Origin of the sequence: Patiriisocius sp. Uisw_017 (assembly GCF_047731265.1) — a bacterium.
Classification (GTDB): Bacteria; Bacteroidota; Bacteroidia; order Flavobacteriales; family Flavobacteriaceae; genus Patiriisocius.
Genome location: NZ_CP159835.1, coordinates 2,541,972 through 2,567,450, shown reverse-complemented (window position 1 = coordinate 2,567,450; position 25,479 = coordinate 2,541,972). Strand labels below are relative to the sequence as shown.

Genomic DNA, 25,479 nt, shown 5'->3' with positions numbered 1-25,479 from the left:
ATTACATTACATGAAGTTTGACAAAGTTAATTTAGAACATATTAATCTTGCAATTAATGATTTTAAGGAAAAAGGTTTTCCAGAAGGGTTTAAGCAATCTGCCTATTTAGAGAAAATAACTTTTTGTTATTGGCTGGAAGTTTTAAAAAAAAATACTGTTTTTAAATAATGCAAGAATCCAATCTAATATGGTGGAGTAATTTATCCGAAATGTGGCAACATATTTTAATGATGAATTATGCAATTAAAAAAAATAGACTTGAAAAAAAAAGAGGTCGGGCAATAGCATTTACATATCTTACGGACACCTATAAAATGGACTTTCAAGAAAATTTTGATAAGGTAAATTTTAAAATTAATAAAGATATAATTAATGAAATTGTAGAAATGGACATTCTTTGTTGCAATGGTTTCCCTATTAAAGATTTAAAACCAATTGCTCATTTTAAACTAAAACGGTTAGCCATATCAAATACTAAAATCAGTGATTTAAAAAAAATAGTCAATTTTAAAGATTTGGAAGAAATTGCATTTGAAAGATGTAATATTTATAATATTAAACCACTTAAAAAATTAAATTCCTTAAAACGTATATATGGCAGCTCTAATCCACTTTCTGATTTAAGTCCTTTATCAAATTTATTTTCTTTAGAATTTTTATGGATTACCGACTGTTATATTTCAGATTTAACGCCTATAAAAAAGTTGAAAAATCTCAAAAAATTAAATTTAGGAGGAAATAAAATAGATAACATTAATGCATTAAGAGGGCTTTTTAAATTAGAGAGTATTTCATTTAGTTATAATCGTATTTCTGACCTATCATCAATTTCCAAAAGAAAGTATCTTAAATCAATAGACTTTTATGGAAATCGTATTTCAAATATTGATGATATAAAAGGTATTACAAGTTTAGAAGCTGTATACTTAAATAATAATTTTATTGAAGATATTGGGGCGTTATCGTATTTGAATAATTTAAAGTTTTTGCATATAGGAGAGAATGAAATAAGAGATTTAGAACCACTTAGAAAATCAAAGAATCTTCAATCATTATATTGCTCCTATAATAAAATTATAAATATTGAAACTTTATTTGACTTAAAAAACTTAAAATCTCTAAGTTGTCACAACAATAATATTCCTAAAGAGGAAATTGATTTGATATTATTAAAAAACAAATTACTTAACCCGTCACTAAGATATTTTTGATTTAATATAATTGCAATACATTTTAATTTTGATAATTAAATGAATGAATTAAAAAACACTATAGATTGGAGCAACGAAATTTTGGATTATTTAATTCAAAAACGATTAACTAAGCCTAAACTTAAGTTTTGGTTACGGCAGCAAAACAGAAATAACCGTTTAGATGATGGTTATTGGTTTCAAGGCACTGAGGAATATATTGCTGTTGGATTTTCAAATAGAACGGCTGGTAATCTCTCAACAAGAAGCATTTCTTTTATTTTTCAAATTAATGATGAAGGCGAAACGAAATGTAGGCTAGAAATCATCTTTAAAAAAGAAAAAGATGACCAAGTAATAGCTTGCTATAATAATATTGTAAGAACAATTGGTGGATTTAAAAAAGTTAAAGAAACACATTTCTATAAAAATTATACATCAAATGAGCCATTAGAATGTTTAGAAGAGTTTTTAACGAACCAAAAACCACAAATAGAAAGTATTATCAAGGAAATGAATCTTAGGGATGAATTGGAAATTCCAGTTGCAAAATTTGAAAGGGTCCTAAAGAACACTTTAAGCAAAAAAAGTAAAGTTAAGTCTGCTTCATCTCTTAAAATTATAATAGCCAACATCACATGGAACAGCAAAGACTGGAAAGAAGTAAGTGAGGATATGAGTGGTCATGCTTGGGTTGGTGGAGATAATATTCCTCACGAAAGCTGGAATTTTGATTATGAAAATCCAAGAAATGAAGGAAACAAGCTATATGGCTTTGTAAAGTTTACTAATGCCCCGAAAGTATCTGGAAATAATAACTTTATCATATTTTATTCTCAAGGAAAAATTGTTGGTTTTTACGGTAAGACCCAAGTTTTAAAGGATGTGGCAAACATTAATGATAAGGAATCTTATAACCTCATCGCAGATAAAAATTTTAGTGTTGTACTTCCAAACAAAATAGATGACATCAAAGACAAAGGGTATCTAGAAGAGCTTAATCGAGTTGGTCAAGTAGGTTTTAGTTATCTCAAAAAACCTGAAACTGCATTAAGTATTTTAGATGAATCTATTGAACTAAACCCTGAAATAAGTGATACTCTTAATAATATAAAGAAATGGATTATGGAACAGGATTCGATGAAAGATAAATTCCATAAATGGTTAATCAAAAATGGTGTTGAAAGCGGAAAAGCATCCGCTTACATAAGAGCTATTGACATCTTAATCAGTTATTTTAAAATTAAAATTTATACCGAGAATGATGTAAAATCCCTAGGAGAGCTTTATGATGATTTAAAACTTCATCAAACAGAAAAAAATGGTAAATATCATTTTGCTAAAGCTACTTCTTATGGAGAGGGACGCTTCTATTCTGCTGCTGTAGGAGCATATATAGAGTTTTTAAAAATTAAAGAAAAAGAAAATAAGACAGAAGGAAGTGATATTTTAACAACATTAGATATGGATAAAGAAATAGATTTAAACCAAATATTTTTCGGACCACCAGGTACAGGAAAAACATATCACACAATTAATGAAGCTATAAAAATTGTTGACCCAGAATTTTATAAGCTTAATAAAGATAATAGATATAACTTAAAAGAACGATTTCGGCTATTACTCTTAAATAATGAAAATGAAGATATTGGGCAAATTGGATTCACCACATTTCATCAATCCTTTAGCTATGAAGATTTTATTGAGGGCATTAAACCCATCGAACCTAGAGAAGGTGATACATACTTAAAATATGATATTCAAGAAGGCATATTTAAAAAAGTGTGCAGACTTGCAAATGATAGTTTAGAAGCTGTTTCTATAGATTCAGACTCTTTAATTTCTATATCTCAAGATGAGTATGATAAAGCACATTTTTATAAAATGTCACTTGGAAACACACAAAAAGAAAGCGCAAGTGATATCTACGACTACTGCATTGAAAACTCATGCATAACTATTGGATTTGGAGATGGACATGATTTTACTGGTAAAAACGAAAAAGAAATTAGGTCTTTTGGTCTTGAAAAAAGTTTAGAGTCTTTCCCAATTCAAGCGATGAATATTTTTAGTAATTACATGAAAATTGGAAATTATGTGGTTATATCTGATGGCAATTTATATGTAAGAGCGATAGGGAAAGTTACTGGCAATTATAAATATTTAGATGAATCTCCTTTTGAAAACAACCCCTATTGGAATCATTTTAGAGAAGTTGAATGGATATTTACAGATAAGAGAATCCCAGCAAAAGAAATTTATAATAAAAATTTATCTCAACAAACAATTTATAAACTTGAGAAAAAAGAAATAAAACAGGATTTCTTTGTTAAAGAAAAGAAAATCGACACGCTTAAACTGCCTAAAAACCCAAAGAACTTTGTATTAATTGTTGATGAGATTAATAGAGGAAATGTCTCTTCTATTTTTGGTGAATTAATTACACTAATAGAAAAAGATAAGCGTGCAGACAAGGATGAAGAGTTAAGTGTGACACTTCCATACTCAAAAAAAGAGTTTAAGGTGCCTCACAACGTTTATATCCTCGGAACTATGAATACTGCAGACAGAAGTATAGAAGCTTTAGATACCGCTCTCAGAAGACGTTTTTCGTTTAGAGAAATGCCGCCAAATCCTGATTTAATTTTAACAGAAGGAAAATTAAAAAACGCTCAAGGAATGATTGATGACATCAATGTTGTTGAAATCCTTAAAACAATAAATGATAGAATAGAAAAACTAATAGACAAGGACCATAAAATTGGTCATTCCTATTTCTTGAATGTTGATTCTGAAAATGGACTTAAGGATGTTTTTAAAGATAAAGTAATACCACTATTAGAAGAATACTTCTTCGGTGATTTTGGAAAAATAAGTTTAGTGCTAGGTAAAAGTTTTATTACAAAGGGAACTAAATCTAATGTGAAATTTGCTAAAGAAAATGATTATGACCCTTCAATAGCTAATGACTTGTTGGAGCGTTCTGTTTACGAAGTAACAAATCAAGACGATTGGGATTTTAAAGCTATATACGAAGAATAAAATATGTCTAGAGTTATTCAAGTTTTTGAGTTTGAAAAGTTAACCCTTCACATGGATTGGAGAGGAAGGTCTTTGGAGCCAAGAGAACTTGATAAACTATATGAATTTAACGACAAAAACAACAATGTATATTTTACAGGAATTCGGGATGGTGTTAAGTTTAAAAATTATGTAGGTGTTATACAGATTGGTGGATTAACTATAGAAATCCTGCCAAAAACTGACAAGAATGTTGTGGAGGATTCTGACTTTACAGCATGGCATGGTGCTTTGCTCAACATGCTCAAAATATGTAAGCATATAAACGTTAATTCGGTATCTGAGGCTAATCTTAAAAGAAAGCACAATTCTCTTCTAGACCTTTATTTTGAAATGTATCTAGATGAGGTACAAAGTTTGTTAAGAGCTGGTTTAGTTAAGCAATATAGAAGGGATTCTTCAAATGTTCTTGCTTTAAAAGGGAGATTAGATTTTAATAAAAACATACAACAAAATCTAATTCACCAAGAGCGATTCTACACGGTGCATCAGGTATATGATTTTGAGAATTTAGTTAATCAAATCATTTTAAGAGGTCTATCAATTCTTGGCGCTTTAACCTATAATTCGCAACTAAAGGATAGGATAGCCAGATTAAAAGCAAACTTTCCAGAGATAAAAGAAATTCCAATTCAAAAACACCACTTTGAAAAGGTTAAAGAGAATAGAAAGACCGTTGCATATAGTCGAGCACTACAAATTGCAAAGATGATTATCTTAAACTATTCGCCAGATATTAGGTCAGGTCAAGAGAACATGTTAACTCTATTGTTTGATATGAATAAACTTTGGGAAGAGTATGTCTACAGAATGTTGTTACGAACTAAAAATGATAATATTACTGTGAGTTTCCAAAATAAACAAGTATTCTGGGAGGGAAGAACTATTAGACCAGATTTAGTACTTATCCGAAATAAGAATAAGGATAATGCTGAAACATTTATAATTGATACAAAATGGAAAGTTTTAGATGCGACCAATCCTAAACCAAGTGACAATGATTTAAAGCAGATGTATGCCTATAATTTATATTGGGATGCCAAGAGAAGCATGCTATTATATCCAAATTCAAAAGTAATTAATGAAGGATTTGGAAATTACTGGAAAGGAAGAGAAGAAAAGCCACATGAAATAGAGCATAAAATTGAGTATGATAGAACAAATCAATGTAAGGTTGGGTTTATTAATGTACTCGATGAGAATGATTATTTGAACTTAAATATTGGCACAGAAATATTTGAAAAAATAATATAACAAGGGAAGCTATGGATACTAATACACTAAATGACTATTTACTTAAACTAGTACAAGAATCATCGAAAGAATTATTAAAAATATATTTTAATAAGCCAGATGACAGAAAAACTCTTTTAAGAATCCCAGAATACAGAAGTGGAGAAAAAAGAATTAGTGAACAGGAATTAAGGTTTACATTAACAAATCTTCACGGACAATTTCAACACCCTGAACTATATTTTTCTGTAGAAACTCCAACTGAAAATAATTATGTGTTTGATGAGAATGCAAAAGGTAACCGCAGTGCATCTTCAGATTTAAGCTTTTACCATAAAGAAGACAAAGTAATGAATATTGAGTTTAAAGCTCATAATCCCGAACAGCCTTCTATTGATAAAGATATTGAAAAGCTCACAAAAGAGAATTTTAATGGAGCTTGGGTTCATTTAATTGACGGTGAAGATAAAGGAACAATAAAAAGACTATTTGAAAAATTCAAAAAAGCTTTCGAGGGTTTTCCAACTTCAGAAAAGCCAATTTCTTTTCATATACTCATTTTAAAAACAAAAACATTGCTTTCAAGAAAAGGAAAAGAAAACGAAACAGATTACTCCAAAAATATATTTAACATTGATTATGAATTATGGAAAGAATTAGAAAAAGGTCAATATCAATTTAAAGATTGGCAAATAGATGTTTTTGATATTTAATTATGAAAAAGCCATTACTCTCAAAATCAACTTTTATTAGAGGATTACAATGTGAAAAATCGTTGTATCTCTATAAACACTTTTATAAGCTAAGGGATGAGGTTTCACCTCAACTTCAAGCTATATTTAATCAAGGGTCGAATGTAGGTGTATTAGCTCAAGAGTTATTTCCAAATGGAGTTGATGCATCACCATCAAGTCATTTTAAAATGCAAGAATCGGTTTTAAAAACAAAAGATTTTATTGAAAATGGAGAATCAATTATCTATGAAGCTACATTTCAATTTAATGGAGTATTAGCAGCTTTAGATATATTAGTTAAAGATGAAGAGGGTTGGAAAGCTTATGAAGTAAAAAGCTCAACAAGTGTTTCTGATGTTTATATAAATGATGCAGCGATTCAGTTTTATACAATCGTTAATTCAGGAATTGACCTTAAAGACATTTCTATAGTCCATATTAATAATCAATATGTAAAAGATGATGGTATTGATATTCAGGAGCTATTTACAATAGAATCTGTTTATGATAGAGTTCGAGAAGTCTTGCCCAAAATTCCTAGTCAAGTTGGAAGGTTTAAACAAGTGATATTACAAGATGAGGTTCCAGCTATTGATATAGGAAGCCACTGCTCAACTCCTTATAATTGTGATTTTAGGGGACATTGTTGGGAACACATTCCAGAATATTCAGTATTTAATATTTCAAATCTATGGACAAGTAAAAAGTTCGATTTATATAACAAAGGTATAGTTACTTTAGACCAAATAGACTTAAATAATAATCCATTAAATGCTAACCAATTTTTACAAGTCACTAGTGAGTTAGACAATAAATTAGTTATTGATAGACCAAAAATTAAGAATTTCATAGAGGATTTAAATTACCCACTTTATTTTTTAGACTTTGAAACAATGGGAACGGCTGTTCCAATTTTTGATAATAGCAGACCTTACCAGCAATTAGTGTTTCAGTATTCACTGCACATTCAGAATGAAAAGGATGATTTAGAGCATAAGGAATATTTGGCTGAGCCAAATCCCAATATAGACCCACGAGAAGCATTTATAAAACAGTTAATTAAAGACTGTGGAGATACTGGTGATATTGTAGTTTATAATATAGGATTTGAACGTGGGAAATTAAATGACTTAATTACTGTATATCCACAACTTGAAAATGAAATAAATCACATTGTAAGTAGGCTAAAAGACCTTATGATTCCTTTTCAGCAAAAATGGTATTACACACGAGAAATGAGAGGCAGTTACTCTATCAAAGTTGTATTACCAGCTCTTGTTCCAGAATTGTCCTATGGTGATTTAGAAATAAGTGAAGGAGGTACAGCTAGTACTCTTTTTGCTCAAATGGTATTAGGGGAGTTTAATGGTGATATAAAGCAAACTAGGGAGCACTTACTTGAATATTGCAAGTTGGATACTTATGCCATGGTTAAGATTTATGAAGTATTGAAATCATTATAAACAATCATTCAATCAATTCTTTTTCTAAGATATTTTAATAAATCGCTTAACAATAGAACAATTAATAGCATTAGGTTTAGAGTTAGGCTTAATACTAATCCTATCACTCCAAAAGTTTCACCTATTGGAGCGGAAGCCTGTTTTCTTTCGGCACTTTTAAAAGAGCGATACCAATGTTCCGCTTCAGCATCGTATCTAGCTCTTGTTGTTGAACTTTCATCATTTGGTCTCCATAAAAAATCTTGTCTTTCTCCTTGTGTTGGCATAATAATATAATTTATATCACAAATATAACAAATTGCAAACTAATGATAGCAATTTGTTATAAAAATGTTTATCTTTGATTAACTTAAAACTTAGTCATGGAAAATACGTCTGAACAAATCGCAAGAATAATTTTAAACCAAATCAAATACTCAGATAGAAGTGCTCTTTTGGCATGGGGAGCTAAATCCTTTTGCGCTTTATCTGAAACTAAAACTAGGGCTGGAGGTTTAAGTTTTCAGGTCAATGGTTTAACTCACAAAGGCTGGGTTACCGTTGAATTAGATTGGCTAGATACATATACAGTGGTTTTCACTAATAGAAAACGTGAGATTGTGAAAACCACTGAAGGTGTATATTGTGACATGCTAATAAATGTAATTGATTATATAGAAGGAAAACACGCAGCCTAATGAAACAGTATGTATCTTATTATAGGGTCTCAACCCAAAAACAAGGAAATTCTGGGCTTGGCTTGCAAGCTCAGAAAAATGCTGTTGCCAATCATGTTAGTGATAAAGGAAATCTAGTCGGTGAGTTTACAGAAGTTGAAACGGGGACAAGAAATAAAAAACGTGTTGAGATTTATAAAGCTATCGAATTAGCAAAAGCGAATAAAGCTATATTGATAGTAGCAAAACTAGACAGACTAGCTCGTGATGTGGAGTTCACCTCTGCCCTATTTAATGGTGGTGTTGAATTTATTTGTTGTGACAACCCTAACGCCAATAAATTAACAATACAATTACTTTCGGTTATAGCCGAACATGAAGCTGAGGTTATATCCAAAAGGATAAAAGATGCTTTAAGAGTGAAAAAAGATAAAATCGACCAAGGGATATATATCAATAAGGATGGTTCAGCTATGACTCCTATTGATGGTAAAGTCCGTTTGGGTAATCCTAACGGTTTTGGTGAGTATCAAAAATTAGGCGTTGAAAAAATTAAAGAAAATGCACATAACAATAAAAACAATATCCAAGCTATGGACATAATCTGTTCAGCAAGAAAAGAAGGAATGACTTTTCAAGCTATAGCTGATAAATTAAATAAGTTACAGTACACTACCAGACGAGGTAAACAGTTTAATCCTATTCAAGTTCAACGATTATTTAAAAAATGTGAGGAATGATTATAGAAATTACCCATCAAGAAGATAAGAGCATTCATAAATTTGAAGTTATGGATGAGAATAAGCTAACTAATGAAGAAATTAGTAATATATGTAATTCTATAAATGTTAAAGTAATTTTTATAAACGGCAAGTATTATGAAAATTGAATAAGTTCTAGTTATTATTATCAATTAATTACAGGAAATTCGTTGTTTTAAGAGCAAATTTTAGAGAAGCAGATATATAAGGCTTATACGTCTTAAACTTGAAGTAAGTTTGTCGTTATTTGTTAGTGATAAGAATCAAAATTATTACTTTTTCTTTTTCGGAAAGAAAAATTCAGTAATTCCTTTTCTACCTGAGCCACTACTTTTCCAATAGTCACCACCCTTACCTCTCCACAGTCTTAGACCACTGTGCTTTGTTTGGTTTTTCAACATTTCTTCTAATAAACTCATATTTTTATGATTTTAATTTACACAAAAGTATAAAAATAATTGTTTTCTAAGATTTTTTAGCTTAATAATAACTATCAGTTAATGTTGAAGATTGAAGTCTAAAAGCAAATTGAAATTAGTTCTTATCTCAATACTTAAAGGTTTTTTCTAATTAATTAAAACTCTTTCTCTATAATTTTCAAATTAGTTAAATCTTGAATATTTAAATTCGTTTTGTAGAATACACTATCATTGCTAAAAATCAACCAACTAACAAATTCAATTGCATGTTCTTTTTTTTCAAAGTTCAGAACCAATCCATTTAATTTTAATGCTTTACCATTATTATTTACTTGAAATACTATTGGATGAAAATCAGATTTTTTAATTAAAATAAATTCTTCACTTTTAACATCGCCATTAGGAATTTCGCCAAATAAATATTTCACTTTATGTTTATATTCTGGAATAAATTTATCTCCACCACGTATACTCCTATATAGATATCTATAACCCACTTTAGCTTTGATATCTTCTGTTAATTTTGGATAAAAAAGATTTGTATAAACCACATTCAACTTTTTGTATGTGTTTGGTTTTGAGCCTGTTTTATCTGTTTTATAAAAATTCGAGAATTTTAAAAATGTAATAGGCTCATCATATTGACCTTCAAATTTTAAATCAACATTAATACTTGTATTTCCTTTAAGATTAATTCCCTCAAACCCTTCCTGTTTTATTTCAAATCCATTATCATTTAAAATTCCAGAAAGTTTAAGTATTTGAGCTTTAAATTGTCTTTGTTCATCAAGTTTATCTGTCGCAGACAACTTTGCACTAGGAGCAATCTTAGAAAATTCAGTAAGTTTATCAACAGTATTATTCAATTTTTTCAATGTATAATTTAATGTTTCTGTATTTGAGTTAGACTGACTATTTGTGTTTGAATAACCCTCACCATCTTTAACACTTGTATTTGATAAATCAGAAACGGTGGTATTTATTCCTCCAGAATCGTTTTGAGTATCAGTAGTATTTGTAGCATCTAGATTTGCTGTTGCCTCATATCCTATTGAAATATCAGCAGAAATACTTTTACTTGATGTTATTGAACCAAAATCTGCTATTGCATAATCATTTTCGAATTTGTTCCAATTCATAAACTTTAGCTTATCAGAGTTAGATATCGCTAAACTTAAATCTAAATATTGTATTCTATCACCAACTTTGTTAATTGTTTTAAATTTTTCGCCAGATGATGAAAATACACGCGAAACACTGAAAACAATATTTTTATTGATTAAATTATTTTGAAATTTAGTTTGATAAGTTACAATACCACCAGTTGGAGTAGATTGGGTTGAACCATTTTTAGGTTTAACATTTAACTCTTCTGTAAGACTCGATATTGTCATTACTTTATTTTCAAGTTTTACCTTTTTAAGAATTTCACTCTGTGCATTCTTTGATAAATCAAAAATGGTTTTGTAATCATCATCTTTTTTTACCACATCTTTTTTCAATTCTTCTTTTTTAGGAAATGTTTTATAAGATTTCGTATTAACTGTGACATAATCTTGAACAACATTGTTAGCAATCCAGACATTATCGGAAGACTTATATCTTTTGGATAACTTAGGTGATGAACAACTTGACAAAATCAAAAATGACATTGCGCTTATCAAAATATAATATTTCATAAAAATAAAGTTTTAGTGGGTTTAAAATTAAAGTATTAAATACATATAATAATACCCTTTATTGGGTATATTTTTTTTTAATTTGCACTGAAATTGAGTAGAACAAGTTAAGAGTTACCCTATTAGTTACCCTAAAAAGTTAACCTCTTGAAAGTATAGCAAACAGTGATGTTTAAAGATGGGTGTCGGAGCCTTACTCTCCGCAAAAATCCCCGTTATCGCAATGATAACGGGGATTTGTTTTTGGAGTTGACAGGATAGTTGACAATTCTGTTAATTTTAACGGTATATTTATTCAATTACCTGCTTAACACTACCACATTTCAACATAGCATCACCAAAGTAAGGATTCAATACTTTTTCTTCTCTACTTAACCAATAGGCGCCATTATCATTATCTGCCATAGGGCAAAATTGACTATAAACCTTTTCGTTTATTCCAAAAGCTTCAATAGCACTTATAAAATGCTCAGAAAGGTGTTTAAAATGACTTCTTTGCTCTTTTATGTTAGATATATCTGAAATAGAAGTAACCGAAGATTTGATTTCTTTTTCTAAAGCCTTCCAATTGATATGTGCTTTTTCATCTTTTAGCAGTTTTATGTCAACATTAGTTAAACTGTTTAATGTGCTTTTCGCTTCTTTTATTACATTTTCTGCATCATCTTTAACTAAAGCATCTTTTAGTTTAATATAGTTATTGAAAACTATTTTTAACTGTTCTTGAAATTTGGTTGATACTTTTAATCGCTTATTCTCTGTTGTGTTTGATATTTCCATACCAAGATGTGCTTCGTGTCCAGTCGTTGTTTTTCCACCTTCTTTATTCATCATTGACTTTTTACCCTGTAGTTGTGCCGAAGCATCAACGGTAAATGTGCCATTTGTTACAATTTCGTCTCCACTTTTAAGACCATCAACAACTTCGTATTGTTCTCCTAATTGTTTGCCTATTGTAATTTCTTTCATTTCAAAAATTGGTTCGTCAGGATTTGTTTTGAGATACACCACAGAGCGTTCTCCTGTCCACAATATTGCAGATGAAGGAATCATTAAACGTTGTTCTTTGTTAGATAGCGCATTTTTAATATTGCCTTCAACAAACATTCCTGTTTTAAACTCACGATTTGCATTATTTAATACTACTCGAAGTTTAACGGTTCTTGTTGCTGAATTAAATGTAGGGTCTATAAAATCGACTATCTTTTTAAATTCTTTATTTGGATAAGCACTTGTAGTAACTCTAATATCCTGCCCTTTTTTAAACAACTCAATCTGATTTTCATAAACATCAAACAACGCCCAAACTGTATTTAAGTTTGTGATTTTTAATAATGCTTGTCCTTGTTTTACGTAGTCGCCTTGTTCGACTAACTTTTCTGATACTGTTCCTGAAACAGTCGCATATATTGGAAAGTTTTGTTTTACTTTCCCTGATGCCTCAATTTGGTCGATTTGGCTATCAGAAATTTTCCAAAGTTTTAGTTTATTACGAACCGCCTTATATAATGCAGGCTGTGAATCTTTAAATGATGAAGCCGTAATTAACTCTTGTTGTGCCGAAAATAATTCAGGCGAATAAATGGTTGCTAATAATTGTCCTCTTCGTACTTCTTCTCCTGTTGAACTAATATTTAGACGCTCTATTCTTCCTGAAAAATAACTTGCTTGCACAACGTTTGCTTCTTCATTTTCTGCAATCTTTCCTGATAATTTAATGATAGCATCTTTACTTGTGCTATTACCGACAATTGAGGTTTGAATATTAGCCAATGCCATAGCGTTTTTAGTAAGGCTAAATTCGTTTGCATTTAATCCTTCTGCGCTCGTTTCGGCAGGAATTAAATCCATTCCACAAATAGGGCAATCTCCTGCTTCGGGTTGCATAATTTGAGGATGCATAGAACACGTCCACTTTTGATTCATTTTTGCTGTTTCAGAATGATTATGTGCTGTTTCTTTAGTGGCTGAATTACCAAAAAAGAACCATCCTAATAATAATCCAACAGCTAAAATTCCGATGTAAATTAAAATCTTTTTCATCTCAAATAATTTATTGATTTATCATAAAAGAAAAGTTGATTGTTACCTTTTCCCAAGCAAGAGAAATAGTACCTTCCGTTTCACTAATCTTTTTTACTTTATATTCTAAATGCTCTGTAATTTTATCTAAAATAGTTGGTGTCACTTTAAATCGCATCACATCATCTTTTTCATTATAGTCATCTTTTCCATGTTGATTCCAATTTTTATTAATCATTATTGTCCAATCCTTTTTCGATGGAATTGTAAAAAACCCATACTTTCCTTTAGGTAAAACTTCATCATTTATGATTAAATCCTTATTAGTTTCTATCCAAGTTGCATTATGCGCTCCTGCTTGCCATACATCATCATAACCAACTAAACCACCGAAAATAATTCGCCCTCTAACTCCTGGTGAAGAGTAATCAATATGAATATGGGCATCTCCAATCATTTCCATTGCAGATGTATGTGGGCTTAATACTTTCTTCTTTGGGACTTCTTTTTTATCAGATGTTTTATTATGATTCTTATGTTGATTTGTAACATCTTTCTTTGTTTCGTTTTTGCAACTCAAAACTGATAGTGTCAATACAAGTGCTATTATTAAATTTCTCATTTTTTATAAATTAATTCCAATTAGCATTAATATTGCCATTATTATCATAATAGCATTTTCTATAATTGTAGCTTCTGTCATAGGCAACTTTAATGCAGTTCCTAAACAAGCACATTTTATTGATTTTTTATCTAGCAATGTTTTTGTTACTCCAATAGTTGTTATTCCTAAAACAATAAGTGTAACTATTAATGCAATATTCACTTCAAATCGCATTAAAAACATTAAACCTAAAACAGTTTCTATAAAAGGATAAACCCATCCATATATGGGAATACGTTTTGCTAAAGGGTCATACATTCTAAATGAATCTGGAAATCCTTTTAAATCTAACATTTTAAAGAAGCTAAAGACAATGTAAAATAAGCCCATAAAGTCCAGCATAAATTCGCTCCAACTCCAATTTTTATAATGCAATAATATACTTGCAGCTGCTATATAAAAGATGATTAATAATAGTGGTTTAAGTTGTTGTAACTTACTTTTTTCTTCTTCTGTTTCAAAGTTTGATGATTGCACAGAAGCGAAAACATTCTTATGCTCTTTTACAGCAATTTTATATTTTGAAGGCAATGCTTTTTGGAATGCTTCTAACTCAATATGATTACTCATTGTAATTATTGCTTCTTCTTTTTCAAGAATAACAACAGCGTTAGTTACTTCATCTAAATCGTTTAAACTCTTTTCGACAGATGCTTTGCAATTACCACAAGTCATTCCAGATATTTTATAAGTATGTTTCATTTTGATAATTTTAAATTCAATACTATTAACTGTAAATAAAATGTAGCAACATCAAATAAATGTTGCCACATTCTGTATTAATCGTGTTTGTGTCCACTGGCTTTATGGTCTTCATTTTTCACATAAGCCATTCCACAAGTTGGACATTCGCCTTCGGCATCACTTCCGCTACCTTCACAATGCATTGGACATACATAAGCAGAAGCGTATTCTTTCTTTTCTGCTTGTTCTGTTTTGGTTGTTGCATCTTCCTTTTTAGCATCTTTACACGATACTGTTGTTAGCATTAATGCTAATACTAAAACTCCTAAAATTGTTTTTACTGTTTTCATTTTAAATTGAATTTATAGTTAATAAATAATTGAAATTATTTTTTTGGTAATTTAATTTGCACTTCGCTTATTACTACATCATCAACGTGTCCTGCTAAAGAATTGTCAATAGTTTTGAAATGCATATGCATATTGGTTGTATGGTGTGTAAAAATTGCCTTATGTTTTGTAGAATAGAACCCTAAAATCACAACTTCGCTATTGGTTAACGTACCATTTAACCCTGATTCTTTATGTTTTTTGTGGTTATGAACCATATCTCCATCTTTCCAATTAATGACGTGCCAATCTAAAGAGGAAACATTTCCCTCAATTAGAAAAGGAAAAGGTTTATCAACATCAATATTGTTTGATTGTGCTAATTCATAAATTTTGGTTTCTAATTCCGATTTAGTTTGGTTTTTATCTGTCTGAAACGTATTCCATTCTTGTACTTGTGAATAGACCAATAATGAAGCATTGACATCATAAGAATCATCAATTTTAACTACATCGTTTACCACAGAACTACTACTTGGTTTACTATCGAAAATTTGAATTTCTCCTTTTAAGTTTTCTATAGCACCAATTGCATACAAATTCTCCTTATTTGATAGGCTATCCAAACTAATAGTTGATTGAATATTACCTGACATTATTGTTCTTAAAGCACCAGAGTATTTTACTTCTGTCTTTATTGTTCTCTTTTCGTTAGATTGACACGACAAAACAATTAATGCCGTTGCCATCATAACTATTTTATATACTGATTTATACATCGTTTAATTGGTTAAATAGTTAATAATTGTTGTTTGTAAATAATAGGTTTTAATAGATTCTATTTGATTGATTTGAAACTTTAATTGTAACTCTTGAATGTCTAAAACATCATTAAAATCTATCGTTCCTGTTTCGTAGCTTTTAACTAAAATTGTTTCGGCATCTTTGGCTTGTTTTAAGTTTTTTGCTTGTGTATTGTAACTTATTTTCGCTGAATTACTTTTTTTAACTGCTTTGTCAAGAACCGTTTCTAAACGGTTTAATTTGTCTTGTTTTTTAAAGTTTATTTCTTCTAGAAATAACTTGTTTTGCTTTGTTTTCGATTTGTACTTGTTATTAAAAATTGGAATGGAAACACTAGCCATTGGCATTATAATGTCTTTCCCGTTGTCGCTAAAGTTCATATTTGGTCTTTCTGAAACTGCGATATAATCTAACCCAAAACCAAACATTGGATTGGCTTCTTTCCGATTTAGCAATTCTGATTGTTCTACTGATTCATAGAGTTTATCATATTTCAATAATTCAGGATGCAATGCTAAATTTTCTGAATTGATTAGATCACTTTCAGAAGGCATTACTAATTTACTATCAATAGTAACTTCAATGCTTTTTTCTCTATTTAATAATTTATTCAATGCAGTTTGTTCTCCTAAATAATCTTGCTCTAAAACTAGTTTAAGTTGCTCTAAATCATTTTGTCGCATCTGTAAACGCAATACATCAACTGCCGATGCTTTACCAATTTCAACCGATGTTAATGCTAAAGTTTCGTAGGTTTCAAGCAATGTTATGTTTTCATCTAAAACCGTTTGCTTTTCTTTTAGCGCATATAAATTATAATAGGATTGCGATATGGAAGCAACCAATTTTCGTTTTGCAATAGCAATATCTTCAAAAACCGCATCCGCCAAAGAATTTTTATAATTTTCTCTCGCAGTTATTGAACCAAATGAAGGCAACATTTGTTTAGCCGATATTTTAAAACGTTGTGCTCCTGTTCGTGTTTCAGGCTCGCTAACAAAGTATCCAACACCAATTTGAGTATTAGGAAGCGTTTTCACTTCGTTTACTTTTTCTTTAGCAACTTGATGCTTCAAATTAAACATTTCAATTTCAGGATTATTTGCCAATCCTTCATCTATTAAAGTTTCTAATTGCTGGGCATTTCCTCTAAGAAAAAAGAAAACGGAACAAAGCATAAAGACAATTTTTATATAATTCATTTTAGTTCTTTTTAAGTTGTATTTCTTGTTTCCAACTATATAAAACAGGGACAACAAATAAGGTTATTAATGCGATTAGCATTCCGCCAAAACTTGGAATAGCCATAGGAATCATTATATCACTTCCACGACCTGTTGAGGTAAGCACAGGTAATAATGCTAATATGGTAGTTGCGGTTGTCATTAAACAAGGTCTGATTCGTTTTTCGCCTGCTTCAACAATAGATGCTCTAATAGCTGTTTTGTTGGTTGGTTTATTTCTATCAAATGTTTGTGTGAGATACGTTGCCATCACAACACCATCATCTGTTGCAATTCCAAAGAGTGCAATAAAACCAACCCAAACCGCAACACTTAAATTAATCGTGTGCATCTGAAACAATTCTCGGAGGTTTTCGCCAAAGAAATTGATGTTTAAAAACCAATCTTGACCATACAACCAAATCATTATAAATCCACCTGCAAAGGCTACTGCAATACCTGTAAAGACCATTAATGAAGTTGCTACAGAACGAAATTGAAAGTATAGGATTAAAAAGATGATTATTAATGCTAATGGCACTACAACCGATAATGTTTTTTCGGCTCGTATTTGATTTTCATACGTTCCTGTAAATTGGTAGTTGACGCCTTTTGGAACAATTAATTCTCCTGAATCTATTTTTGATTGAATTAAGGCTTGTGCATTTTCAACAACTCCAACTTCTGCAAAACCATCTAACTTATCAAACAACACATAACCAATTAAAAATGTGTCTTCACTTTTAATAACTTGTGCGCCTTGTTCGTAGCGGATTTCAACCAATTCGCCTAATGGTATTGGACTGCCTTTTGCAACAGGAACATAAATGTTTTTTAAGTCGGTTGGATTGGCTCTTAATTCTCTTGGATATCGAACACGAACGCCATAACGCTCTCGACCTTCAACCGTTTGTGTTATTTCCATACCACCAACAGCTACCATTAAAACGTCTTGTACATCTTGTATAGAAATCCCATAACGTGCAATTTTCTCTCTGTCAATGTCAATTAACAAATAAGGTTTACCCACAATTCTATCAGCAAAAACGGCTTCGGTTTTAACACCTTCAACTTGCTTTAAAATAGTTTCTAATCGCAAACCAAAGGCTTCTATTTGTTTTAAATCCTGTCCTTTTACTTTTATTCCCATTGGCGCGCGCATTCCTGTTTGTAGCATTACCAATCGTGTTTCAATAGGCTGTAATTTTGGTGCTGATGTAACGCCTGGCAATTTTGTTACTCGTACAATTTCATTCCATATATCATTCGCAGATTTTATTTCAGGTCGCCAATTTCTGTAAAACTCGCCATCATTATCTTCTACAAGTTCTTTATTAGTTATTTCAGGCATTGTAACAGTATTATCTGAATTGTTTGGGTTTTCTACCGATGTTCCATTGTTAAGTTCATAAAAACCTTCGCTATTTGTTTTGTAGCGTTGTCGCTCTCCATCTTCATTTAGCATATATTCAGATTTATACTGAATTAAGTTTTCGTACATCGACAATGGCGCAGGGTCTAAAGATGATTCTACACGACCTGCTTTACCAACTACGGTTTTAATTTCAGGAATACTCGCCACAGCCATATCTAACTGTTGTAAAACACGTTTGTTTTCTTCAACGCCTGAATGTGGCATTGATGTAGGCATTAGCAGAAAAGAGCCTTCGTTGAGTGAAGGCATAAACTCTTTACCTGTGTTTTTCATTATTAAAAATCCACAAATAACAAGCGCTGTTGGAATAGATAGGAATAGTAATTTATTGGCTAAAGCCCAATTTAAAATGCGTGTATAATATCTTCTGAATAAAGTAAAAACACCTAAAAGCCCAAAGCAAATAATAGCCACAAATATGAGATTCCAAAATATATTTTTATCAACTCCTAAAGGTCGCCAATACTCTGCTAACAGAAATATAATTGCTAAAGCAGAAATAACGATATTAATAAAGTTTGCTTGTTTTTCTGTAATCTTTTCTTGCCATTTTAAAATAGATGAAATACCGAAAGCAATAAGTATAAGACCGAGCCAATACCCATAAACTAGCGCTATTATTCCCAATAGAATTAGAATACTATTGATAATAAGCCTTGAAGCTTTTTTGATACTTCTTTTCTTAAATAGATATGCAGCAAAAGGTGGAATTAAAAACAATGCAACAATAATAGAAGCTGTTAATGCAAAGGTCTTTGTAAATGCCAATGGTCTAAACAATTTTCCTTCTGCTCCAATCATTGTGAATACGGGAATAAAACTAATGATAGTTGTTAAAACAGCAGTTATAATTGCACCTGAAACTTCGGTTGTAGCATTATATACCACTTCATTAACAGATAGTTTTTCTTTGTTTTCTTCTAAATGCCTAATAATATTTTCAGAAAGAATGACGCCTACATCAACCATAGTTCCAATAGCGATAGCAATTCCAGATAATGCCACAACGTTAGCATCTACACCAAAGAGTTTCATAGCAATAAATACCATTAAAACTGCAACAGGTAGTAAGCCTGAAATAAGTACAGAAGCACGAAGATTAAACATCATAAGAAGGATGACTAAAATGGTGATTAATATTTCTAATGTCAATGCTTCGTTCAGTGTGCCTAAAGTTTCTTTAATAAGTTCTGACCTATCATAAAAAGGTACTATTGTTAGTTGTGAGGTTCTGCCATCTTTCAATACTTTTGAAGGTAATCCTGTGCTTAATTGGTTTATTTTAGATTTCACATTATTAATGACTTCTAATGGATTTGCACCATATCTTGATACAACTACACCTCCAACAACTTCAGCGCCTTCTTTGTCTAAAATTCCTCGCCTTGCTTTTGGTGCAAGCGTAACTTTTGCAATGTCTTTTATCTTAATTGCTGTAAAATCTTCGGAAGTAACAACAGCGTTTTCTATATCAGAAATGGATTTAATATAACCTAAACCTCTTACTAAATATTCGGCTTGGTTTATCTCAATAGTTTGCGCTCCAATATCTTTGTTACTTTCCTTAACTGCTTTTACAATTTGATGTAAACCAATATTGTATTGTCGCATTAATTCAGGATTTACATCTACCTGATATTCTTGAACAAAACCACCTATTGAAGCGACTTCTGAAACACCACTTGCAGAAGATAAGGCATATTTAACATAGTAATCTTGTACACTTCGTATTTCGTGTAAATCCCAACCACCTGTTACATTGCCTTGCTCGTCTCGACCTTCAATCGTGTACCAAAATATTTGCCCTAATCCTGTGGCATCAGGACCTAATGATGGACTGACTTCATCAGGAAGTAAATTGTTAGGTAAAGAATTTAACTTTTCGAGTATTCGGCTTCTGCTCCAATAAAAATCTACATCTTCATCAAAAATGATATAGATACTTGAAAATCCAAACATAGAAGAACTACGAATGGTTTTTACTCCTGAAATCCCTAATAAAGAAGTCGTTAATGGATAGGTAATTTGGTCTTCAATATCTTGTGGCGAACGACCATCCCATTTAGTAAATACGATTTGTTGATTTTCGCCAATATCAGGAATGGCATCTACTGCAACAGGATTACTTGGTAAAAATCCTGTTTCCCAATTAAATGGTGCGTTTACAATTCCCCACCCTATAAATAGGACGAGTAATAGGACAGCGACAAGTTTATTTTCTATTAAAAATTTGATGCTTTTATTGAGCATTGATTTATTCTTTAAACAGTTAGACATTGGTATTTAAGAAAATACCGAATACAAGAAATTATCCTTATAACATTGCAGTTACAGGACAATAGGGTCTAAAGTTTAAGAATCAAATTAAATAGGTCTCGTCAAGTTTGTAGATGCTCCTAGCAATAAGAGGTGGTGGATATTCTGAAAAAGAAGTTGTATTTCCTTCTGCACCTTCAAAAAGGTTGATATAAGAGTAAATAAATGAAGTTACGAATTGCTGTTGTTCAAAAGAAAACGTGTCAAAAGATAATTTTAATTCATCTTGACTATCGATAACTATCTGCTTATCACTACAACAATTCTTTTTTGTTATAGAACAACCTTTAGTTGATGGATTTTGCATTTCCATTCCGCAACCTTTTGCTTTTTTGAAAATAGCAGTATCAACTAAAGTATCTCCACAATAGTGCATATCAATAGTAAATGACATTGTAGAGAATAACACTACAAATGCCATTAGTAAGGACATTATTTTATGGAAAACTTGTTTCATAAAGTGCTTAAAGATAAATAAAAATAACAATTAGCATTTTTATTAACAAAAATTTAAAGTATAATTTCGAACTAAGTTAATGTTCTCATTCAAAATAGCCTGTAAACGAGAAGGCAATTTATAGTCTGTGAGTAGTTCACCTGTAATAGGATTAATCCAATCTGAGCTTTCAATATCGTACTACCATTCCTTATACATTGATAAGAGCTTTGCAGGTGTATATTTAACGATACTTTTTTTTTGGAGCATCAAATCCAAACCTGTCAAATATACGTTCCCCTTTCATAGCTGTTAATATTGTATATAATGTTTTAAGATATATATGAGGGGTATCTGTTTCTTTAACCTTGTTCTTTAAATCTGTTTTTGTGAAAATTTTGCTGCCATATTTAATAATCTCTATTAAACCTGCCTCTAAATTAGTTATCGGCTTTATCTTCTGACACCAATGTTCTGCATATCCTTTTTTACTTCTTAAAGTCCATTCTTTTTTAATCACCACAGCCATCCATTTGTCTTTAACGACTATATATAATTGAGGGTTGTATGTTTTAGCTTTGGGAGTTGAAGTTGCTTTCTAATGATTTTATACCAACCAATTTTAATCCCGTACCTCTCTGATAACGTTTTCGATGTTTCCCAGTAATCTTCTGGAATGTTTTAAGCATTATCTTTATATATGGTTTTAATTGATGCGCCTTGCATGCCTTAACGGTCAAAGCTATGAAGTAGGCCTCTTTCCAATCCTTTAGAATAGGATAGTATCTATTTATCATCTCAGCTTTGCGATTAGCACAACACAATGTGCAAAATCTATTTTTGCAATATTTACCATATAATCTGCCATCGGCTGTAACAGTATTCTGTTGACAGTAATAAGTATTCCAATATGATTTTTCTAACTCTGGCTCTCCGTTTTCCTGCGCTATTGTGATGAGGTTGAGCATCATATCTGAGTAATGGTTTTTCGTTTGGCTTTTCCTTTTAAATCCTCTTTTTGCTGAGGTCAGAGCCTTCACCATTGACCATAATGTTTGTCTGTCCTGTTTTGTTTGTCCCGTTATCTGCTAATGTATTTAAACTTGGTGTATATTATTCTTTACTGTTCTTTTCTTCAAGCAGATCCACCCAATCAGCACATTTTTCTAATTCAGTTTTTAAACTATCAACCTCATATTCTAAACTTTCCACATACCTATTAGTTCGGTCAATAGAATACTGCCTTTCTTCACTAACCTTTTTATTGTTGCAACTACATATTAATAGGCTGGCGGTAAATATTATTAAATATTTCATGTCTCACGTATAAACTTCTTAAATAATTATATCTAATGTTGAATACTTAGCTAATAAAAGACCTGTAACAAACATGCTAATTTCTAATACCCTTAAACTATCATTTTCACATCGTATTTCAACAAAGAAATTATCAATGTCATAAAGACCAAACTTTTCATTCTGGATTGTATGAACACTTAGAAACTCTCCATAGTTGGTAATATGGTTTTCTTGTTGTGCTCTACCAAGCCTTTTAAATTGTTCAACGATCATAGGTGAAAGATAGAAATGTTTTTTATCTCAATGCATAGCGTTAATAATGTAGAATGTTTTACGATCTCTTTATAAGGTGGCACAAGCAGTTAGGCTTTGTTGTTTTACTATTGTTATAATCTTGCCGTCTTTGATAAAATTATCTTAGTATATTCTTAGGGTTACGGGTTCCCGTAAGGTAAACAACATCTGTTGATGTAGCTTTATATTTATAAAAAAACTTATGAAGTAGGTATCGAACGAAAAATAGCCACTTATTCTCTAGATATTTTCAAAATAAATAGCCTGCTTTAAATTATAGATATATCGTCAATAACGATATACAATTGTTAGGTACAATTTGGCAAAAAAAATAGCGTAGAAGGTTTCGCAAGGGTTTCTTGGGGCTTTTGCTCTTCTTTAAGTCGCAGGCTTTTAAAATTCTGTTTTTTTTAAACTGATAAAAAAATAATTTAAACATCGCACTTATTTTACAGCTAAAAAGTTCCGTGTGTATTTTGAGTTTGATTGAGTCAGTGCGGCAAATCTATAAGTGACCAAATGTGTGTTACGGATTTCCGTAATGGTTTAGGAAAGTTTGTTTTGTGCTTTTAACGTTGAGAAGGATTTTCTCACTCGGATGCGAAAGAGATTTGCACTCAAACGGTGATAAAGAAACTGCCCCTAACAAAATATAAATAAAATAGGGAGATTCGTGACTTAATTAAACGGTTGGTGATCTTCTATAAATACGCCGAATTTACACAAATGCAACTTTTGCCAAATTAAAATTAAAAGTATAATTTGTAAAAATGATCTCGGGACATAGCCGAAATTAGTTTTATGCTTTGCCCTTACTATAGTTATACAAAACGTTGGCAACAACTAAAAAAAAGAATGAGATTTTCACAAAAAATAGGCAAAACATCAATCAGAGAAAATATTTAAGTCGAATCGATTGATGAAAGATTAGAAAATCGTTTATGGAATACTATACTAAATGATTTCTTCGATAGAATTAGTGATTATAGTAACCACGGGCAAGAATATTTTGGTGCAGTGGACCATCAAACATAGAATGAAACCGACATTCTATTTACATATATTGACAAGAAGAATGTCATTTTTACTTTTACGGGAACAGGACAGGCAAAACTTAAAGACAAGCAGCAGTTCAAAATAGATCCATTTGCAGCAACATTGGTTTTTAAAAAGATTGATGATTCGTGGAAAGTAACATACTCTAATGAATTTGCAACGATTACTCCTGTTGCCGAGGATTCAACTATCACAAAATAAATACATGGCCTACAATCAAGTAGACTGCTCCGCACTTAAATAGGAACGGAGTGCGCCTCCCACACCATCGTATCCCGTAATACATAAGGGACAGGCTATATACAAGCACCTTGGTTCTTTCACCACTATTGCTGCTAGCAATAGCAATCAGGAACGCATACGGCAGTTCGCAATCCATCTTTCCAATCGCTCTTTACACCTATTGAAACTATTATGTACTTTTCTAAAAGGCTACAGATTTTCTTGGAAATCGGTCACCCAATTAGCGAAAATCAATACTCCAAACCATTAGACTGAAACATTTACTTGATGTGCCTATTCAACCATAACGGGATCATTTTTCAATAATCCCTTACGCTACACACTATTCATTTTAATCATAATATTATGAGTGATTTGTATTTTAAGGTGACAGATTTTCATATATTAGACCACATGTATTAACATTTTTAAATAACATTTGTTAATCCATATTTCAGTTTAAAAATTATTTTTATACCCATAATATCGAATATGAACAGATTAACTTTAAAAATAAAGTGAAAAAACTAATTCTTATAATTTTAATTAGTTTTTCGAGCCAATTATTTTCTCAAGACTACAAACCATTGTTAGATGACTATAACGAATGGCAACTTCAATATTGTTTTTCTGGTGATTGCAGTACAGATATTTATTACACAAATGGAGATACTATCGTTGATGGAATAAATTTTAAAGTACTCGACGGATACCATTATATTTCGAGAGGATTTTTATTGCGAGAAGATGTTGCCGAAAAAAAAGTATATCTAAAATTATATTTTCCTAATGGTGATATTAGAGATTATCTCTTGTATGATTTCTCTCTTGAAGTAGGAGATTCTATTGATATGAAAAATCCTGCTACTCCTTTTACCCAAGATGCTGGATATTATAAAGTCGATGAAATAGCGCTTCTTCCTTTAGCTGATGGAAATAGTTATCGCCATTTTTATTTATCTCCCACTATTTCTAATACAATTAGTACAAACCGCGCCATATGGGTGGAAGGTGTTGGTTCTCTATCTTTAATTAATGCTCCAAGTGGCGTCCCAGATGTTAATGAAGCTGGAAAAGTTGCCTGTCTGTTTAAAAATGGAAACTCCTTTTATTCAGATTTAGAAATTATTGATGCCTGTGAAGCTTCATTCATTCTTGATACACCAGAATTTACAGCTACTAAAACCAATATTCAAATTATAAAAACACCGAGTTTAAATGAATTCTCAGTAATCAATATCAATTCGTTTAAAAAGATAGATGTGTTTAACTTAAATGGTAAAAAGATAAATTCCTACGATATAAATAATCAAAGTTCAATAGATTTAAACCTTTCAAATTATAAAGCTGCAATGTATTTGCTTATTTTAAAATCTCATAAAAATCAAAGACAAGTTTTAAAAGTAATTGTTGAATAAGCTTATTGTATGCCCTGATTACTTTTCCAGCAAAAGCAATTTATTTTCTTTTAGATTTTT

The 25,479-nt window shown here is 30.9% G+C and carries 25 protein-coding genes; 10 read left to right on the top strand and 15 right to left on the bottom strand.

From position 1 onward, the window contains the following. Positions 1 to 10: 10 nt before the first annotated feature. The 6 genes from ABXT67_RS11700 to ABXT67_RS11675 all read left to right on the top strand — a co-directional run bounded on the left by ABXT67_RS11700 (position 11) and on the right by ABXT67_RS11675 (position 7,702). Positions 11 to 169, top strand: a complete 159-nt coding sequence (locus ABXT67_RS11700; protein ID WP_415374227.1) for a hypothetical protein — start codon at positions 11 to 13, stop codon at positions 167 to 169. Further along, positions 169 to 1,212, top strand: a complete 1,044-nt coding sequence (locus ABXT67_RS11695) for a leucine-rich repeat domain-containing protein (RefSeq protein WP_415374226.1) — start codon at positions 169 to 171, stop codon at positions 1,210 to 1,212. The genes ABXT67_RS11700 and ABXT67_RS11695 overlap by 1 nt, the downstream gene beginning before the upstream one ends. 81 nt (positions 1,213 to 1,293) lie before the next feature. Then, on the top strand, positions 1,294 to 4,233 hold the full coding sequence (locus ABXT67_RS11690; protein WP_415374225.1) for an AAA family ATPase: 2,940 nt from the start codon (positions 1,294 to 1,296) through the stop codon (positions 4,231 to 4,233). Between the two features lie 3 nt (positions 4,234 to 4,236). Next, complete coding sequence (locus ABXT67_RS11685) at positions 4,237 to 5,526, top strand: McrC family protein (RefSeq protein ID WP_415374224.1); 1,290 nt, start codon at positions 4,237 to 4,239, stop codon at positions 5,524 to 5,526. 11 nt (positions 5,527 to 5,537) lie between these two features. Further along, complete coding sequence (locus ABXT67_RS11680; RefSeq protein WP_415374223.1) at positions 5,538 to 6,218, top strand: hypothetical protein; 681 nt, start codon at positions 5,538 to 5,540, stop codon at positions 6,216 to 6,218. A 2-nt stretch (positions 6,219 to 6,220) separates the two neighbouring features. Then, positions 6,221 to 7,702: a DUF2779 domain-containing protein gene (locus ABXT67_RS11675; RefSeq protein ID WP_415374222.1), complete on the top strand. Its 1,482-nt coding sequence runs from the start codon at positions 6,221 to 6,223 to the stop codon at positions 7,700 to 7,702. An 8-nt stretch (positions 7,703 to 7,710) separates the two neighbouring features. Here the strand turns inward: ABXT67_RS11675 and ABXT67_RS11670 are convergent, their stop codons facing one another. After that, positions 7,711 to 7,968, bottom strand: a complete 258-nt coding sequence (locus tag ABXT67_RS11670; protein WP_415374221.1) for a hypothetical protein — start codon at positions 7,966 to 7,968, stop codon at positions 7,711 to 7,713. Between the two features lie 96 nt (positions 7,969 to 8,064). Here ABXT67_RS11670 and ABXT67_RS11665 point away from each other — a divergent pair, with 96 nt between their 5' ends. From ABXT67_RS11665 to ABXT67_RS11655, 3 genes are read left to right on the top strand one after another with little or no spacing between them, the layout of a single operon-like run. After that, positions 8,065 to 8,379, top strand: a complete 315-nt coding sequence (locus ABXT67_RS11665) for a hypothetical protein (RefSeq protein ID WP_415374220.1) — start codon at positions 8,065 to 8,067, stop codon at positions 8,377 to 8,379. Then, positions 8,379 to 9,098 carry a recombinase family protein gene (locus tag ABXT67_RS11660; RefSeq protein WP_415374219.1) on the top strand — a complete coding sequence of 240 codons (720 nt, stop codon included), beginning with the start codon at positions 8,379 to 8,381 and terminating at the stop codon, positions 9,096 to 9,098. Before ABXT67_RS11665 ends, ABXT67_RS11660 begins: the two co-directional genes overlap by 1 nt. After that, positions 9,095 to 9,247 carry a hypothetical protein gene (locus ABXT67_RS11655; RefSeq protein ID WP_415374218.1) on the top strand — a complete coding sequence of 51 codons (153 nt, stop codon included), beginning with the start codon at positions 9,095 to 9,097 and terminating at the stop codon, positions 9,245 to 9,247. Before ABXT67_RS11660 ends, ABXT67_RS11655 begins: the two co-directional genes overlap by 4 nt. 144 nt (positions 9,248 to 9,391) lie before the next feature. Here the strand turns inward: ABXT67_RS11655 and ABXT67_RS11650 are convergent, their stop codons facing one another. The 14 genes from ABXT67_RS11650 to ABXT67_RS11585 all read right to left on the bottom strand — a co-directional run bounded on the left by ABXT67_RS11650 (position 9,392) and on the right by ABXT67_RS11585 (position 22,702). After that, complete coding sequence (locus ABXT67_RS11650) at positions 9,392 to 9,538, bottom strand: hypothetical protein (RefSeq protein WP_415374217.1); 147 nt, start codon at positions 9,536 to 9,538, stop codon at positions 9,392 to 9,394. Positions 9,539 to 9,693: 155 nt separating this feature from the next. Further along, positions 9,694 to 11,217: a hypothetical protein gene (locus ABXT67_RS11645; protein ID WP_415374216.1), complete on the bottom strand. Its 1,524-nt coding sequence runs from the start codon at positions 11,215 to 11,217 to the stop codon at positions 9,694 to 9,696. 291 nt (positions 11,218 to 11,508) lie between these two features. Beyond that, entirely contained in the window at positions 11,509 to 13,260 is a 1,752-nt protein-coding gene (locus ABXT67_RS11640) for an efflux RND transporter periplasmic adaptor subunit (protein ID WP_415374215.1), read from the bottom strand. A gap of 10 nt (positions 13,261 to 13,270) precedes the next feature. After that, positions 13,271 to 13,861 (bottom strand): DUF2911 domain-containing protein, encoded by a 591-nt coding sequence (locus ABXT67_RS11635; RefSeq protein ID WP_415374214.1) that lies wholly within the window; start codon positions 13,859 to 13,861, stop codon positions 13,271 to 13,273. A 3-nt stretch (positions 13,862 to 13,864) separates the two neighbouring features. After that, on the bottom strand, positions 13,865 to 14,605 hold the full coding sequence (locus ABXT67_RS11630; protein ID WP_415374213.1) for a heavy-metal-associated domain-containing protein: 741 nt from the start codon (positions 14,603 to 14,605) through the stop codon (positions 13,865 to 13,867). Positions 14,606 to 14,682: 77 nt separating this feature from the next. Continuing rightward, complete coding sequence (locus ABXT67_RS11625; RefSeq protein ID WP_415374212.1) at positions 14,683 to 14,937, bottom strand: heavy metal-binding domain-containing protein; 255 nt, start codon at positions 14,935 to 14,937, stop codon at positions 14,683 to 14,685. Positions 14,938 to 14,972: 35 nt separating this feature from the next. After that, positions 14,973 to 15,695: an acetolactate decarboxylase gene (locus ABXT67_RS11620; protein ID WP_415374211.1), complete on the bottom strand. Its 723-nt coding sequence runs from the start codon at positions 15,693 to 15,695 to the stop codon at positions 14,973 to 14,975. A gap of 3 nt (positions 15,696 to 15,698) precedes the next feature. Beyond that, positions 15,699 to 16,922, bottom strand: a complete 1,224-nt coding sequence (locus ABXT67_RS11615; RefSeq protein WP_415374210.1) for a TolC family protein — start codon at positions 16,920 to 16,922, stop codon at positions 15,699 to 15,701. A 1-nt stretch (position 16,923) separates the two neighbouring features. After that, a complete protein-coding gene (locus tag ABXT67_RS11610) occupies positions 16,924 to 20,628 on the bottom strand; it encodes an efflux RND transporter permease subunit (protein ID WP_415374209.1) in 3,705 nt (1,234 codons plus the stop codon). Between the two features lie 109 nt (positions 20,629 to 20,737). Further along, entirely contained in the window at positions 20,738 to 21,151 is a 414-nt protein-coding gene (locus ABXT67_RS11605) for an HYC_CC_PP family protein (protein WP_415374208.1), read from the bottom strand. A gap of 223 nt (positions 21,152 to 21,374) precedes the next feature. After that, positions 21,375 to 21,659 carry a hypothetical protein gene (locus tag ABXT67_RS11600; RefSeq protein WP_415374207.1) on the bottom strand — a complete coding sequence of 95 codons (285 nt, stop codon included), beginning with the start codon at positions 21,657 to 21,659 and terminating at the stop codon, positions 21,375 to 21,377. Positions 21,660 to 21,702: 43 nt separating this feature from the next. Next, positions 21,703 to 22,101, bottom strand: coding sequence for a hypothetical protein (locus ABXT67_RS11595; RefSeq protein WP_415374206.1), 399 nt, complete (start codon positions 22,099 to 22,101; stop codon positions 21,703 to 21,705). Positions 22,102 to 22,243: 142 nt separating this feature from the next. Continuing rightward, a complete protein-coding gene (locus ABXT67_RS11590; protein WP_415374205.1) occupies positions 22,244 to 22,447 on the bottom strand; it encodes a hypothetical protein in 204 nt (67 codons plus the stop codon). Between the two features lie 18 nt (positions 22,448 to 22,465). Further along, the gene (locus ABXT67_RS11585) at positions 22,466 to 22,702 is read right to left on the bottom strand and encodes a hypothetical protein (RefSeq protein WP_415374204.1); all 237 of its coding nucleotides are present in this window, start codon (positions 22,700 to 22,702) and stop codon (positions 22,466 to 22,468) included. 1,817 nt (positions 22,703 to 24,519) lie between these two features. Between ABXT67_RS11585 and ABXT67_RS11580 the strand changes: the two genes are divergently transcribed. Next, positions 24,520 to 25,419, top strand: a complete 900-nt coding sequence (locus ABXT67_RS11580; protein WP_415374203.1) for a T9SS type A sorting domain-containing protein — start codon at positions 24,520 to 24,522, stop codon at positions 25,417 to 25,419. Positions 25,420 to 25,479: the final 60 nt, after the last annotated feature.